This window comes from Flavobacterium tructae, from assembly GCF_001853485.1.
GTDB classification, from domain to species: Bacteria; Bacteroidota; Bacteroidia; order Flavobacteriales; family Flavobacteriaceae; genus Flavobacterium; species Flavobacterium tructae.
Window position 1 is genome coordinate 910,479 of sequence record NZ_MIKE01000011.1, and the last position, 15,572, is coordinate 926,050.

General features: G+C 36.3%; 17 protein-coding genes. 6 read left to right on the forward strand and 11 right to left on the reverse strand.

Translation table 11 applies throughout. The features are described 5' to 3' along the window. Positions 1-330, forward strand: coding sequence for a single-stranded DNA-binding protein (locus BHE19_RS05900; protein ID WP_017495879.1), 330 nt, complete (start codon positions 1-3; stop codon positions 328-330). A 61-nt stretch (positions 331-391) separates the two neighbouring features. On the opposite strand, the gene BHE19_RS05905 is transcribed toward BHE19_RS05900, so the two are convergent. The 9 genes from BHE19_RS05905 to metG all read right to left on the reverse strand — a co-directional run bounded on the left by BHE19_RS05905 (position 392) and on the right by metG (position 9,266). Next, complete coding sequence (locus BHE19_RS05905; RefSeq protein ID WP_070906325.1) at positions 392-1,084, reverse strand: DUF2461 domain-containing protein; 693 nt, start codon at positions 1,082-1,084, stop codon at positions 392-394. A 342-nt stretch (positions 1,085-1,426) separates the two neighbouring features. Further along, a complete protein-coding gene (locus BHE19_RS05915) occupies positions 1,427-1,615 on the reverse strand; it encodes a hypothetical protein (RefSeq protein ID WP_017495881.1) in 189 nt (62 codons plus the stop codon). An 82-nt stretch (positions 1,616-1,697) separates the two neighbouring features. Then, the gene (locus tag BHE19_RS05920) at positions 1,698-2,216 is read right to left on the reverse strand and encodes a ferritin (protein ID WP_017495882.1); all 519 of its coding nucleotides are present in this window, start codon (positions 2,214-2,216) and stop codon (positions 1,698-1,700) included. Between the two features lie 95 nt (positions 2,217-2,311). After that, positions 2,312-3,757 carry a hypothetical protein gene (locus BHE19_RS05925; protein ID WP_070906327.1) on the reverse strand — a complete coding sequence of 482 codons (1,446 nt, stop codon included), beginning with the start codon at positions 3,755-3,757 and terminating at the stop codon, positions 2,312-2,314. Positions 3,758-3,806: 49 nt separating this feature from the next. Next, a complete protein-coding gene (locus tag BHE19_RS05930) occupies positions 3,807-4,436 on the reverse strand; it encodes a chloramphenicol acetyltransferase (RefSeq protein WP_070906328.1) in 630 nt (209 codons plus the stop codon). Beyond that, positions 4,436-5,143, reverse strand: a complete 708-nt coding sequence (locus tag BHE19_RS05935; RefSeq protein WP_070906329.1) for an HAD family hydrolase — start codon at positions 5,141-5,143, stop codon at positions 4,436-4,438. The genes BHE19_RS05930 and BHE19_RS05935 overlap by 1 nt, the downstream gene beginning before the upstream one ends. A 416-nt stretch (positions 5,144-5,559) precedes the next feature. Beyond that, positions 5,560-6,438, reverse strand: a complete 879-nt coding sequence (locus tag BHE19_RS05940; protein WP_070906330.1) for a DMT family transporter — start codon at positions 6,436-6,438, stop codon at positions 5,560-5,562. A gap of 144 nt (positions 6,439-6,582) precedes the next feature. Continuing rightward, positions 6,583-6,858 (reverse strand): hypothetical protein, encoded by a 276-nt coding sequence (locus BHE19_RS05945; RefSeq protein ID WP_070906331.1) that lies wholly within the window; start codon positions 6,856-6,858, stop codon positions 6,583-6,585. A gap of 350 nt (positions 6,859-7,208) precedes the next feature. Continuing rightward, positions 7,209-9,266, reverse strand: coding sequence for a methionine--tRNA ligase (gene metG, locus BHE19_RS05950; RefSeq protein WP_070906332.1), 2,058 nt, complete (start codon positions 9,264-9,266; stop codon positions 7,209-7,211). A gap of 328 nt (positions 9,267-9,594) precedes the next feature. On the opposite strand from metG, the gene BHE19_RS05955 reads away from it, so the two are divergent. Together BHE19_RS05955 and BHE19_RS05960 are read left to right on the forward strand one after the other, a co-directional pair. Next, on the forward strand, positions 9,595-9,822 hold the full coding sequence (locus BHE19_RS05955; RefSeq protein WP_070906333.1) for a CDGSH iron-sulfur domain-containing protein: 228 nt from the start codon (positions 9,595-9,597) through the stop codon (positions 9,820-9,822). Between the two features lie 151 nt (positions 9,823-9,973). After that, positions 9,974-11,104: a DinB family protein gene (locus tag BHE19_RS05960; protein ID WP_070906334.1), complete on the forward strand. Its 1,131-nt coding sequence runs from the start codon at positions 9,974-9,976 to the stop codon at positions 11,102-11,104. A gap of 44 nt (positions 11,105-11,148) precedes the next feature. Here BHE19_RS05960 and BHE19_RS05965 read toward each other — a convergent pair whose 3' ends face one another. Both BHE19_RS05965 and BHE19_RS05970 read right to left on the reverse strand, forming a co-directional pair. Beyond that, a complete protein-coding gene (locus BHE19_RS05965; RefSeq protein WP_070906335.1) occupies positions 11,149-12,051 on the reverse strand; it encodes a PhzF family phenazine biosynthesis protein in 903 nt (300 codons plus the stop codon). A 75-nt stretch (positions 12,052-12,126) separates the two neighbouring features. Next, entirely contained in the window at positions 12,127-12,684 is a 558-nt protein-coding gene (locus tag BHE19_RS05970; RefSeq protein WP_070906336.1) for a YdeI/OmpD-associated family protein, read from the reverse strand. Positions 12,685-12,980: 296 nt separating this feature from the next. Here BHE19_RS05970 and BHE19_RS22730 point away from each other — a divergent pair, with 296 nt between their 5' ends. The 3 genes from BHE19_RS22730 (at position 12,981) to BHE19_RS05980 (ending at position 15,454) form a co-directional block, all read left to right on the forward strand. Next, complete coding sequence (locus BHE19_RS22730; protein WP_017495896.1) at positions 12,981-13,151, forward strand: hypothetical protein; 171 nt, start codon at positions 12,981-12,983, stop codon at positions 13,149-13,151. A 70-nt stretch (positions 13,152-13,221) separates the two neighbouring features. Continuing rightward, on the forward strand, positions 13,222-13,764 hold the full coding sequence (locus BHE19_RS05975; RefSeq protein WP_070906337.1) for a DMP19 family protein: 543 nt from the start codon (positions 13,222-13,224) through the stop codon (positions 13,762-13,764). 262 nt (positions 13,765-14,026) lie between these two features. Next, the gene (locus tag BHE19_RS05980; protein ID WP_070906338.1) at positions 14,027-15,454 is read left to right on the forward strand and encodes a T9SS type A sorting domain-containing protein; all 1,428 of its coding nucleotides are present in this window, start codon (positions 14,027-14,029) and stop codon (positions 15,452-15,454) included. Positions 15,455-15,572: the final 118 nt, after the last annotated feature.

The following is a 15,572-nucleotide window of genomic DNA, read 5'->3' on the forward strand; positions in this document are numbered from 1 at the left end:
ATGAATGCAATGAAAAACAGAGTACAGTTAATTGGGAACGTAGGAAACGATCCGGAAATTAAAACATTAGAAAACGGTAGGAAATTAGCGCATTTGAGTATCGCTACCAATGAAAAGTATACCAATGACAAAGGAGAAAAAGTCGAACAAACCGAATGGCACCGAATTACAGCCTGGGGCAAAACAGCCGAAATAATCGAAAAGTTTGTCGTAAAAGGGAAAGAAATTGCTGTTGAAGGCAAACTGACCCACAGAAGCTACGACGATAAAAACGGAGAGAAAAAGTTCATTACTGAGGTAGTCGTAAATGAAATTTTACTATTGAAGTAAATAGTATTGACGGTCGATAATCTAAACCGGACAGGTTTCAAAAACCTGTCCGGTTTGTATTTTATAAAATGGAAGCACCATTAATATCTGTCGTTAATATTTCACTCATATAATCAAAAAAGGGTCTCATGTTTTTAAAAGTCGTGAGAGCCTGTTCCAGAAAAAGAGGACTCAGCACCTCCTCATCAGTAAAACGTTTGATAAGCAGAAACGATTTGTAACGGAGTAAATCTATAGCTTCATGGTTTATGTCGTAGCCTTTGGGAGCCGTTTTAAGTTGCTCTCCCTGCAAAGTCCCAAAAGTGCTGATAAAAGATTCTGACTGTACTATTTTCTGCATAGCTTGAGAATCGTGACCAAATTCGGCTCGGATGCGTTTGAGATCTGCCGCGTTTGGCCCCCAAAAACCGCCGGCCAGAAAACTATTTCCTTTTTCGAGATGAAAATAATAACCGCCGCGTCTTTCTTTTGTTGCTCTGGTATAACTGCCTCCCCAAAAGGTTTTAAAAGGAGTTTTGTCTTTAGAAAAGCGAATGTCACGATAAATTCTATAAACGCTTTTTTTGCCCGAAGCTGTTTCCAGAACATCTGTTTTAGAGAGTTCCTGAAGCAAAGCACCTGCAAAGGTTTCAATATGATTTAATTCGATTAGATATTCTGGCTTATGTATCTCAAACCAGGGCTTGTTATTGTTTTCTTTAAGCAGAGATAAAAAATCAAGTGAGGATTTGGGAATCGTAATGTCGTTTTTCATAGATGAGCTGAATGAATCGTAAAAAATTGGGATTGATTTTAACCGTAAGGAACGCAGTGGAAAAAGCAAAGTTACGCAAAGATTTAAGTATTGTGCGAGTCAATTACAAAAGTAAAGAGCTTCTTCCGCATTGTAACACAGATGACGCGGATTCGTTTCACGAAGACGCGGATGGGAACGGATTTTCAAAAGGGATAAAGTAGAGTATTATCAGTTTACGGATTACATATTTTGTATAATTCAAAATATCCGTTTTCATCCGTGTTCTATTGAACTTTTGTTTGTAAAGAGTCTGTTGTTTTAAATTAAAAAACCCACCGGTTGGTGGGTTTGTATATTTCGTTAAGCAGTTTTTTTGAATAAATCAAACATAGGACAACGTGAGCAACGTTTCTTTTCGCTTTTTTTATATTTCTCACAACAAGAAGATTTACAGTTTTCCAACTTCTTAATGTTCTCAAGGATAGCAGCTTTGTTCTTCTTTTTCTTCTTATCCTTTTTTTTGTCCTTGTCTTTTTCTTTCTTGCTCAATTTTCCTCTGTATTATAAAAACAGAGACAAATATAAAAGAAAAAAGTTATTTTTAAATGTTCTAAATAAACTTTAACTTTTTTTATTTTGGGTTGATAGCGATCGAACTTGTAACCGTTAATTGTTGAATATCACGGTCGAACAAGTATAGTCCGCCTTTGTCATCTCCAATTAAGTTAATTTTATCTAAGATTGACTTAGCTGTCGCTTCTTCTTCGATTTGTTCAGAAACATACCATTGTAAGAAATTATGAGTTGCATAATCTTTTTCTTCAAAAGTAATGTGTACCAATTCGTTGATTGATTTTGAAACAAAAAGTTCGTGGTTGTAAAGTTCCTCAAACATTTCTTTGAAAGTCGAATAAGATGTTTTAGGCGCTTTTAGATCAGTAATATGAGCGTGACCTCCACGTTCGTTTACATACTTTATTAACTTTAGCATGTGCGCGCGCTCTTCGTCTGACTGTGTGTACATAAATTGCGCAATTCCTTCCAGTCCGTGTACTTCAGCCCAACAAGCCATAGAAAGGTAGGTTTGCGAAGATTCTGCCTCTATGCGGATTTGCTTGTTTAAAGCTGTTTCGATATTTTTTGATAACATAATATTTCTCTTTTATGTAAAGTTAGAGAAAATAATCCATTCCCTTTTTTTTCAAACCTGAAAACATCAGACATTTGGATTAATTCTCAATAAAATTAAGGCCTTTCAAATGAAAATGGTTTCGAAAAAACAGCCTTATCGATGATCGGGTTTTGTGTTTCATTTTCCGGAAATCCATCGGTAAATTTTCGCATCTGATATTGTTTTAAAGCAGTATCGTAATATCCTAAAATATAATAATCGTCAAATCTAAAAATGTTATCCAGAATCGCTTTTCTATTATTGTTTAAAAAGTAATACAAGTTGTCAAGCGCCATTGGTGCCGGATCTTTGGCAACAAATTCTGATTTTTGGTTTAAAGCAGTTTCAAAAAATACGGTTTCGTCATTTACAACCGGCAAATAATCCCAGGTAAAAGTATCGTTCATGACGGTGTAATAAGCTCCGCCAACACGTGGAGTTCCGCCCAGTGTCATAGAAGTACTAATTCCATTGTCATAAAGAGATAAACCTATTTCTAATGCACCTAGATGTTGTAGAAAACGTTTTGTGTTCCTCAATTCCCGTGGTTTTCTTTCACCGCCTTGCTGAACGAGGAAAGGAGAGGTTTTAAATCGAATCGTATCTTCCTTTGTAACTCTGATATTTTTTACAAGTTCGCCCGAATCATAATTTTTAATGTCAAGAACCAATTCATCTTCATTGGCATTGATTTGATAAAGTTTCTTTTCATGATAGAATGAATTGCTTATTTTGCGTGGCGTCTTAATCTCAGACTGCGTAATTTTCTTTTCAATAACATCCTGATTGTCCAGATTGAGATCAAAAAGCTGTGTTTCTTTCGGATTATGATCCAGCGTCAGGATAAGATGATTGTCCTCGAGATAAATTTTACTTTTTTTAGAAGCTTTGTCTAAAGGGGTATAATCTTTCGGATCAATTTTTATAATCGGATTCTCTTTGATGAGCTGTGAAAAGTTTACAGACTGACCTCTTTTGTTTTGAAAGGTAAAAGCAGAGAAATCAAATATCCGCTCTTCTACAATTCCGTTTTTAAAAACATAGGCTGTTAAAGTATGACTTGTGAGTTCTTTAGATAACAGGTAGAGTAGATTATTGCTTTGGAATTTAGCAACGATGTATTCACTCGAAGAAGGATATTGAAATTTTAAAATCTTATATGTTTTGGTTTCTAAATAATACTTAACAACCAAAATTTCCGAGGAATCTTCGGAAGCCCAATAAAGTGTAGGGTTTCCGTCTTCACTAAAACTATAACCCAATATCGATTTGTTTTCAAGATTGGCACGTGATACTATAAATTCGTCCTTTAAAAATAAAGCGTTATTGTATTTTAAAATGGTAAGATTCTGAGTATTTGTGGCAAAAACAAATACATCGTGCGTTGCCTTATTTTCGACATTAACGATTGTATTGTTCTGATCGTACCTTTTTAAATCTAAAGGATAAGAAGCCAACACTGTCTGACTCAACAGCGTTGACTGATAGGTTACTAACAAGAAAAGGAGTAGTTTTTTCATATGCTTTTATCGACAAAATTATTCCAAATTTAAACCTCTTGTGTGCGAATTACTGATTCATTAATTCTTGAAAATAGTCCACAAATTGTCCCATGTGTAATCCGTCCATTAAGGCATGATGCACATGAACAGACATTGCGATGGTTCTTTTTCCGGTTGGTGAAACCATCATTTTTCCGAAAGAAACCTTTGGACAGCTGTCCGGAAAGGTAAAACTACGGGCATGTGAAAGTGACGTAAAATTCAACCACGGAATTGCCGAGAAGTGAATTAAATTATCATTTTCAAAAGACCTTGTAAAAAGTCCTGTGGTATTCTGTATGCGTTCTATTTCCTGTAGAGCCGTTTTTTCGAAGGTTTTAAAATCAGGGTGGTATTCTATAAATGAAAATCCGAAAGTACCGTCTTCACGTCCGATGGTTGCAGAAGCGTCGATTTGGTCATTGATGTAAATCTGATCTCCCGAAATTCGGTATCTAAAATTTTCGATTGCATTTACGGCAACCAGTGTTTTGTGCAAATAATAAATAAAAAAGGACGATTCGAGACTTTTGGCCGTTTCGTAGGCTTGCGTACAATCAATCTCGACGGTAGCACCAAAAAAGGGTTCTTCCATTTGAATGAAGTGTGCAAAATGTTCTTTTCTATTCCAGTTTTCTAAGTCTAAAAGTGTTTTCATTACAATAAGTTCTGAAGGATTTCAGTGATTTTTTCAAACGAACTAAAATGTTCGTGTTCTATTTTGTGACTGATTTTTTCGTGCTCCCAAGTGGTGTGAAACGGAATATGTACGGCATAACCGCCAATGCCTAAAACCGGCAGTACATCTGATTTTAGGGAGTTTCCGATCATCAGGAATTCCTCTGCCTGAATGTCTAAACGTCCTAATAATTTCGTATAATCAATTTCCTGTTTGTCTGACATTACTTCGATATGGTGAAAATAATGACCAAGTCCTGAGCGATGCAATTTGCTGTGCTGGTCTTTCAGATCGCCTTTTGTGGCTACAACCAGTTTGTACTTTCCGTGTAGTGTTTTTAGGGTTTCTTCGACTCCGTCAAGCAATTCAATTGGTTTTTCGAGTAATTCTTTTCCGTATTGGATGATTTTTTCGATAACCTCAATCGGAATGGTTTTGTTCGAAATGTTTATGGCCGCTTCAATCATCGATAAAATATAGCCTTTGATTCCGTAACCGTACAGGGACAGGTTCTCAATTTCGATTTTGAATAGTTCTTGCGAAATTCCTTGATGCGAAAGATAATCTTCCATCAAAGCGCAAAATTTATGTTCGGTTTCCTGAAAGTAAGGTTCGTTTACGAATAAAGTATCATCGGCATCAAATGCGATTACTTTTAAATTGGGTATTTTGTTTTTATGTAACATAATGTTTTTGTTTCAGGTTTGAAGTTTTTCTTGTTTCAGGTTTTTTTGCCACGAATTCACGAATTTTATTGCCACAGATTAGAATGATTTCAAAGATTCTAAAAAAAAATCAGCCAGATCAGCCAAATCTGTGAGAATATTTTTTTGCCACGAATTCACGAATTTTATTGCCACAGATTAGAATGATTTCAAAGATTCTAAAAAAAATCAGCCAGATCAGCCAAATCTGCGAGAATATTTTTTCGCCACGAATTCACGAATTTTATTGTCACAGTTTAAAATGATCTCAAAGCTTCTAAAATAATCTGCTAAATCTGCGTGAAACCTTTTTATTACGAATTCACGAATTTAATGATTCAGATGAATAAATAATCTGCGAAAATCTGTAAAACCAGCGTTATCCGTGGGCCAATGACTTAGAAAAGCTTTTTTAATGAAATCGTCTTATCATAGAACGTAATCCTAATTCCGAGCAGCAGAATGATTCCGCCAAAAACCATTTGTAAAGTTATTTGTTCTTCCAAAAACAACCAAGCTAATATCGAAGTAATTACGGCCTGACTCAATAAACTTAACGAAACTCTTGTGGCGCGCATGTGCTGGGTAGCATAACTGATGGAAAGCCAGGCACACAATTGACAAATCACAGCCTGAAGTGCCAGTACAAACCAACCCGTATTCGAGAAACCTGCAAAAGGCTGATCCAGGGCATAACATAGAATTCCTAAATAAATACTCGATGCCAGTAAGCTGATGGTCATAAAAGATAAAACATCGATTTCTGAGAGTGCATTTTTGCTTACCAATAGATAAATCGAATAAAGAATACCCGATAAAACGGCAAACAGAAAGGCCTGATCAAAATTCAAATCCATGAAAAACTCAAATCCCACCAACGTGACCATTCCGAATAAGGAAACGACAGTTCCGATCCAGAAATTAGTGGCTGGTCGGATTTTTAGAAAGAAAAAAGAACCAATTCCAACCCAAAGCGGTGATAAATTAGTTAATAAAGATGCCTGAGTCGCACTTGAATCCTGAATAGCAATATTCCAAACAGCAACGTCCGAAGAGAACAGAATTCCGCAAAGCACTGCTAATAGTATGAATTTGGTTTTCGGAAGTTTAAAGCTTTTAGTAACCAGTACATAAGGTAAAAGCAAAAGTACCGCAAAAAACATTCTGTAAAAAGCCGAGATTAATCCCGGAGCCAGTTTTAGTTTGACTAATATTGGAAAAATTGAAATACAAAGTATTCCACCAATTAGGGCCAATCTTGGTTTTGTGAGTTTCATTTAATCTAAATATTGAATCGGAAAGTGGGTTTTTGCTAAGATCTCACTTTTTTCTTGAATAAGAATCAAATTATTGATTTTTGTAAAGTTTTTAAAAAAGAAACGCGTGAATCGATTACCAATTTCACGCGTTTAAGAAAGTGTTTAAGCTGTAGCAATTTCACTGCAGGCCTGTGCTATTTGTTGATCCGAGAAAGGATCAAGTGCCTGGGTCAGCATTTTAATGGTTTTCATACAGCTTATCATTTTAGTGCGCAGATGCTGGTTGTCACCAATTTCTGTTTCCAGAATTGCCTCGAAAATCTCGGACAAATATTCCGGTTGTTCTCTAAATTCTCCTTCCATCCAAAGAAAGGAAAGAAATTTTGCCACCGCTGGCAGTACATCTTGTTGTGTTGGTTTTTGATTTTCTCTTTGCATATCGAAAATATTAAACGCACGAAACCCCCGCTTTAGATGTGCAAAAATACCCCAGAAGGATAGATTTCCCGAGTTTCCATAGGGCCATCATGGCGAGGGTTCGCTTATTGTTAACTTTTAATAAAGTTCAGAATTACTTCTGAAGTATTTTTGCAAGACAAACTTACAAATAAAAAGTAATCGAAAACATTAAAACGTGTTAAAATTCGTACAATTAAATATTGGAAGAATTTTAGTTTACCGTTTTTTATAGCAAACCCGACAGGTTTTTAAAACCTGTCGGGTTTATAAATTTCTAAATTTAGAAAATTAGCACATTATCAAATTGCCACATTTTCTAATTAAAATAATTAGTTTACCGTTTCCCCATTAGGAGCATCAGCATCCGGATTGATGAAAACCAGTTTTCCTTCGGCATTTGTAGTCATTAGGATCATTCCCTGACTTTCTACACCACGTAAGGCTCTTGGTGCTAAGTTGGCTAAAACCGAAACACGTTTTCCGATAATTTCTTCCGGTGAAAAGCTTTCGGCAATTCCCGAAACAATCGTACGTACATCAATTCCGGTATCCACTTTAAGTACCAAAAGTTTGTTGGCTTTAGGCATTTTTTCGGCTTCCAGAATAGTTCCTACACGAATGTCCATTTTGGCGAAATCTTCAAACTGAATAAGATCTTTTTGTGGTTCAGGTTGTTTGCTTTCGGCAAGATTTGCGGTTTTTGTCGCTTCCAATTTGTCTATTTGTTTTTGTATTTCTTCGTCTTCTATTTTTGCGAAAAGTAATTCGGCTTCACCAATTTGATGTCCGTCAGGAATTAATTCTGAATTTTCAGTAACGTCATTCCATTGCAATTTGCCTTCATTTTTCAGGATTCGGGATAATTTAGCGGCAGTAAAAGGTAAAAACGGCTCAGCCAAAACGCTCAACGCAGCAGCAATTTGCAAAGCGACATACATTTGAGTTTTTACACGCTCCGGATTGTCTTTCATTACTTTCCAAGGCTCTTCGTCTGCTAAATATTTATTTCCTAAACGAGCCACATTCATCAACTCACCCAAAGCTTCACGGAATCTGTATCGCTCTACCGAACTTGAAATTACAGCCGGATATGCTTTTAGTTCAGCCAAAGTATTTTCGTCAACTTCAGATAATTCGTTTGGTTTCGGAATAAACCCGTCGTAATATTTATTGGTTAAAACCACCACACGGTTGATGAAGTTTCCGAAAATAGCAACTAATTCGTTGTTGTTTCTTGCCTGGAAATCTTTCCATGTAAAATCGTTGTCTTTAGTTTCCGGTGCATTCGAAGTTAAGGCATAACGTAAAACGTCTTGTTTCTCCGGAAATTCTTCTAAATATTCGTGCAGCCAAACCGCCCAGTTTTTAGAAGTCGAAAGTTTGTTTCCTTCCAGATTCAGAAACTCATTTGCAGGAACGTTGTCCGGTAAAATATAGCTTCCTTCGGCTTTAAGCATTGCCGGGAAAATGATACAGTGAAAAACAATATTGTCTTTCCCAATAAAATGAACCAGTTTGGTGTCTTCGTCTTTCCAGTAAGGTTGCCAGTCTTTTCCTTCGCGGGCTGCCCATTCTTTAGTAGACGAAATATAACCAATAGGAGCATCAAACCAAACGTATAATTTTTTTCCTTCGGCACCTTCAACCGGAACATCAATTCCCCAGTCAAGGTCACGCGTTACGGCACGAGGCTCAAGCCCGCCGTCAACCCATGATTTTACTTGTCCGTAAACATTCGGTTTCCAGTCGTTTTTATGTCCAACCAAAATCCATTCGGTTAAAAACTCAGTATATCGATCCAAAGGTAAAAACCAGTGTTTTGTTTCTTTTAAAATTGGCGTTTCTCCGGTAATTGTCGATTTTGGGTTAATCAAATCGGTAGCATTCAATGTCGATCCGCATTTTTCACACTGATCTCCATAGGCTTCCGGATTGTCACATTTAGGGCAGGTTCCTACCACAAAACGATCGGCCAGAAACTGATTGGCTTTGGCATCGTACAATTGTTCGGTTACTTCTTCAATAAAATCGCCTTTGTCGTACAAGGTTCTAAAGAATTCAGAAGCTGTGTCATGGTGAATTTTGGCGGAAGTTCTGGAATAATTGTCAAACGAAATTCCAAAATCAGCAAATGATTTTCTAATAATTCCGTCGTATTTATCGATAACTTCTTGTGGTGTAACTCCTTCTTTTTTGGCTTTCATCGAAATTGCAACACCATGTTCATCGCTTCCACAAATAAATGCAACGTCTTTTCCTTGTAAACGTAAATATCTCGAATAAATATCTGCAGGCACGTAAACCCCCGCCAAATGCCCAATATGTATAGGTCCGTTGGTGTAAGGTAAGGCTGCCGTGATAGTATATCTCTTTGGATTCTGTATCATAACTCAATTTTATTGAGTGCAAAAATAAGCAATAGAATTGAGATTTTGTTATTGCGCGGAGTTTCACAGAGAAAAAGCATAGAGATTCACCGAGTTTTTTCTCATTTCGATCGAAGGGAGACCCGAGTGATGAGGTGTTTTATTGTCCGGCTGAGCGAAGTCGAAGCCAGACAATACAATTGAACTTAGCGAATCTCTGCGAAAACTTTCGAGTAGCTCTGTGTAACACCCCATAAAATAGAACCAGTTTAAACTAGCATACCTGCTGAAATCTTCACGATTTATTTCGCAACCTTTGTGCTCAAAAAAAGAACAAAAAAGCAATTTTATGAGCAAGACAAAACTTATCATCAATAAAAACGGATCGATTAAAATAGAAGGTGACTTCGAAATCATGGATTCTGAAGGAGCTGTTTACGGACTACAAGGAAGATCGGCATTGGGTCTTTGCCGTTGCGGATTATCGGCAAACAAGCCTTTTTGCGATGGCGGACACCGTAATAATTTCGAACACGAGTCTAAAGCATTCGATTTACCACCAATGAAAACAAACTAAGAACTTCGGTTCTGGTTATTTTTTATAAGGAAGCTGCATCTTAACTGATGTGGCTTTTTTTGTTTTCATTTTTAGATGATTTACTAAATATGATCAGTTATTTCCTTAAAAAAGTGTGTTATATTTACCTAAATTTTTAAAACTATAAAGAATGAAAAAATTGGTGACCCCATTGTTGCTTTTATGTTTTGTTTTGGCAAGTGCCCAGACGCAAAAGACGGTTTCGAGTGATTGGACCTCTTTCAATCAAACGATAGAAATTCAGTCTCCTGTTAAAAAGAAGTTTAAAGTAATCGCATCGGTAAAAGTAGAAAGTACCGAACCTCAGGCCTGGGCAGGAGTTTGGGCAAGAGTTGATACGAAGAATGAAGAGGAAGGTTTTTTTGATAACATGAGAGACAGACCAATTAAATCAAACGAATGGAAATCTTATACCGTAGAAGGAACTATCGATAAAAATAGTAAATCACTTAGTTTTGGAGGTTTGTGTTTGTATAACGGTAAATTCTATTTTGATAAATTTGAATTGCTGATCGAGAATGATAAAGGTGTTTTTGAACCGTTGGCGGTTTTAAATTCAAGTTTCGAAACCCCTCTGAAAAATGGTGAAATTCCGAAATGGGGTTTAGGCATTTCAAAAGAGGCAAGTGTAAAAGTGAAAGAGTACAAAATTACGCAGGACAAATCCAGTGCTGACGGAAAAAACAGTTTGCTACTGGAAGGAAGCGGGATTAAACCGCGAGCAGAAGCAAAGATTGGAAATGTGGAAGGAGCATCACCAAAAATTGGAGATATGATCTCAATGCTTGAAGATCTTAAAGCTCGTGTAGAAAGAACAGTGAAGAACATGAATCAGTACGAAATTGATTATTTGCATGATGCAGAAGCCAACAGAATTGGAGCACTGGTGATGCATTTGGCTGCAGCCGAAAAATACTATCAGGTTTTTACCTTCGAAAACAGAGATTTTAATGAAGAGGAAAAGAAACAATGGAATGCCGCTTTAAACCTGGATCAGGGTGGACGAGATGAATTTAAAGGACATGATATTCAATATTATTTAGACATCTACAATGAAGTAAGAGCCAAAACAATTTCGGAGCTTAAAAAAAGAGACGATGCCTGGTTTGCCGAAGTTCAAACAAAGTATGATATGAGTAATCAATATTGCTGGTTTCATGTCATGGAACATCAGTCGAGTCATCTAGGGCAGATTTTGTTTTTGAAGAAACGTATTCCGCCTCAGCAAAAACCAACTTTACCAAAAGAAATCAAAAAGTAATAGTTTCGATTTATAAAAAAAGCTGCATCATGTGCAGCTTTTTTTTATAAGTAAAGTTCTCCCCGCATCGTTATGGTAGAAGAACCTCCAACCAGAATATCTTCTTCGCGATTCATTACTTCAATCATTGAGGGCTGTTTTAATCTTACACCTTGAAGAATTTTGTATTCTTTGTCGGATTTAGTGAATTTCTTTTGCGTTAAAAAGCCAATTAAAGGACCTGCTGCCGTTCCTGTAGCAGGATCTTCATTTATTCCGATAATGGGGTTGAAAAATCTTGTTTCGACGATATGCTCCTCATTTTCATCAGCGATGGTGAAACAATAAAAACCTTCAAATTTATATTCTTTCGAAATTTCGATTAAAAGCTGGTTGTCCGGAACAAAACTATTGAGTATTTGACTGCTTTTTATGGGAACCATGGCATGGGCAACTTCTGTATTGACTATGGTAGGAACAAAAGCATTTACATCTAAATCTTCAATTTTTAAACCAAGTGCAACTGCAATTTTATAAGTTGGAATTTCTTGCTTGATGACCGCCGATTTTTGATGCATTTGAACAAGGGGATAAAAAGTAACCGGATCTAAAGTAACGGTTAACGGAATGGCGGAATGTTTCATAATAACAAAAAGCTCACTTTCGTTTTGCTCATCAAAAATTGGCATACCTTTTAAGAGAGCACCGCAAACAGCCCCTAGTAAATTATGTCCCGCTCCGTCGATTTCAATTCCTGTTGGGGTAAACGAACGAACCATCAGTGCTTTTTCTCTTGTGGAATAATAAATAAAAGAGGTTTCGGAGTAGCCAAATTCTTTAGAAATATCCTGATACGTTTCCAGTTTTAAATTACCATCGGTAAAAACAACAGAAAGCGGATTTCCTTTATAACTTTCGTTTGAGAATACATCTAAAACGTAATATTCTAGTGTTTTTCTTCCCTCCATTCTTTATTTCTTTTTAGCTGAGACTTTTTTAGAGGGATTAAAGTTAATATTTATCGTTTAGCAAAGCAATAGTTGTTATAACATTCGCTTTTGTTCGGCACTTATCTGTGTAGCTTTTTCTAATCTCGAAAGTTTTGTTTTTTCCTGTTTGGCACTCATAATCCAGTGAATCATTACTTTTCTGTACGAGGGTGCCTGATGGCTAAAGTATTCCCAGGCCGTTTTGTTCGCTTTAAATTGTTTTTCAAATTCCGGATCAAGTTGGTAAGCTTCTCTTTCATGCGAGTAGATTTTAGATCTTTCTTCAGATCTTAATTCGAAAGCCTTTAAGCCTTCGGGTAGCATGAGTCCGGCCTTAGTGAGTTCTTCTACTTTTTTGATATTGATGGCACTCCAGATACTGGATTTTTTTCTGGGCGTAAACCGTATCGTATAACTTTCTTCATCTACAGCTCTTCGAACACCATCGATCCAGCCAAAACAAAGCGCCTGATCAACAGATTCTGACCAGGTCATGCACGGTTTTTTGGTACTCACTTTATAAAAACCAACTAAAAGTTCGGTTTCCTTTTGATAATTTTTTTCTAACCATGCTCTGAATTTTTCGGGTGTTGAGAAGAAGGTTGGTGTCATTTTGGATGAAGTTATCGTATGGAGTGTAAATATAAAAATCCTTTTTAATACATAGAAACATAGCTTTTAAATGTTGAAAAAGAGAACGTAATAGAGAAATACATTTCTTTTGCATAGTAAACTCTGTGTGTTCTAGCTGAGTGAAACGTCTTTTTCAAAGTAAGCAAATCTATGTTTCTATGTGTTAGAATAATTTCATTGCGGTTTACACACAAAAGCATAAGAATCAAAATTAGTAATAATCATTTTTAATTATTAGTTCTATCTTTGGAGAAGTAATTTAAAGAGTTGAAATCATGGCGAAAGGACCTGAAAAAAACGGCAAGAATAAGGCTTTGCATACCAAATTGCTAAAACGCAAAAAAGCTAAAGTTCAGGAAGAGAAAAGAGAGCGTGCTTTAAAATTAAAGGCTTTAGTAGCAAAAATAAATCAGAAAAAAAACACGGATGAATCTGATGCTATTTAGATTGAAATATGTTTCTTTTTGGTTTTAATTTCATCGAAATTTGCAGAACAATCTCAAAACAAAAATCAAAATGGAAGAATTTGGCAGAATAATAGTTTCTGAAACAGCAATGAACAGTGAGAATCCGCAGGATGTGATTCACTCGAATATTTCGGTAATCAATTTAATGCGTGAAGAAGGTGTCGATGATGAGTTCATCCACGAAGATGCTTTGATGAGTTATTATTTAGATTTCTATTGGTCACAATATACAGAAGGAAATTTTGCTCAGTTTGTCTATAAATCAGGTTGGAACAAAGAATTAAACGAACTTATTGAAGAAGGTCTGACTTTAATTGGTGCCGAAAAACACTTGGAATTGTTTCAGCAGCAAAGCAAAAAAGTGAGATTGATGAGCAGCGTAAAACTCAATAAATTTTTAAGCGGAAAATTGGAAGGCGTAAACCCAATACGTGATTTACTGAACAACGATACGTTTTATGAATTAGAAGAAAACCTGGTGACACTAAATGCCGGTTTCTTAAAAAATCATCCCGATTTCGAAGTGCTTTCTGTCGATGATATGTTTGCGACTTTGGAGGAATTTGTGGGGCATGAAATTAAGAGGGTTTAGATTTTAGAGGTTCAAAGAGGCAAAGGTTTTAGTTGGGTTTTGTCACAGAGATTCGCGGAGTTTTTCACAAAGCTTCACAAAGTTAACCGAAAAGAGCCTTTGGCTCGAGACATATTGTAGGGATGGATTTTAATCCGTCCTACAAAGTTTACAGGAAAGAGCCTTCGGCTCGGTCCATATTGTTGGGATTGATTTTAATCCATCCTGAAAGAAAACAAATAATTTTACCTGAAATTGCATTTTCCGTCTAATCAATAAAATCTTGAGAGAACAAATTTCCATTTGTAAAAAGGCGGTTTTTGCCTTGCTGTTTTTGCCGGTAGTTTTATCCGGTCAGGTGAACAATACGAATACAACTGATAATGTTACCCGATATTATTATGACGATCAGGTAGTTTCGGTACAAATATGGTACGGAGCAGATAAAAATCCGGACAGTACCAAAACGTATTATCCGAACGGAAAATTGAACGAAGTTTTTTATTTTGATGAGAAAGGGCTCAAAGATTCCGATTGTTTTCAGTACAATCAGGAAGGCGAAAAGTTAGTCACCTGGAATTTTTCGCATGGGAAATTAGTTAGCAGAACCGACCATAAACTACCTTTCAGTAAAGACAAGGAAGAATCGGTAAAAAAAGCCCTCAAACTACTTACTGAGATCAATACCAAAACAAATTACAATCCCACTAAAGTGAATGATCTGTACAATCGTGGTGTGTTAAGCGTTAGTTTGGGTAATATCACATTGGCACTTGAAGACTTAAAAAAAGTCGAATACTCGATTGATAAAGATCCTAAAAATAAAAGCATCGTTCTGGCCGATTCATTAGAACAAAAGAAAGATTTGTTTCGAAGCAAGCTTTACGACAGATTAGCCTTTGTCTATGCATCACTTGAAATGGATAGTTTTGCGATCCAGTATTACCATAAAGCCATAAAAAGTGCTCCGGACGATTTACGCATCCTTTATAATTTTGCTTCATTGCTCCAGCGAAGAAAGATATACGATTTAGCGTGTTTTTATCTGGAGAAAATTGCAGCTGTGAAACCGGATCACGCATATGCAAGATGGAGCCTCGCGAAATTGTACAGCGATACAGGCAATTATGAGAAAGCGATGGAAAATGTTGCAAAAGCTTTTGCAGCTGAAAAAACGAGTATGGGACGGAGTTCGGCTTACGGAGGCAGGGATTTAAGAACCATCCGGGGTTTAATCTATCACAAATTAGGAGAATCAAATAAAGGAATCGCCGATTTAAAAGCAGCATTAGAAACGGATAAAAACAATTCGTACGCGATGAAGAATCTGGGGATTATTTATTTTGAGCAGCATAAATACAAAAAAGCCTGTGAGTTGTTTCAAAAAGCAAAAGAACTCAATTATGCTCTGATTTATGATGAAACAGATTTATCAGCATGGTTAGAAAGTACTTGCAATAACACTCAGTATGAAAATGCAAATACGAAAAAACCATATGCTTTCCCGAATCCCGCAACAAGTGTGATTTCTATAAAAGATCTTAATGCCGAAAACTTTGATTATGAGTTTTTTAATTTCGAATTGGTTTCTGTTTTAAAAGGGAAAAGTACAGATGGAAAGATAGACGTCTCAACCCTGTCTTCCGGATTTTATGTGCTTAAAGTGACTACGGCAGATTCAACAGCAAGTTTTAGGGTGATTAAGGAGTAAAGAGTAAAGAATAAAGAGTGAAGAATAATCTCTGCATATTTCTGTGTTTTCTTTGCGTATCTCCGTAGTACAGCCCCGAAATAACTTTAGAACCAACTTTGTCACGATCTTAGGAAAC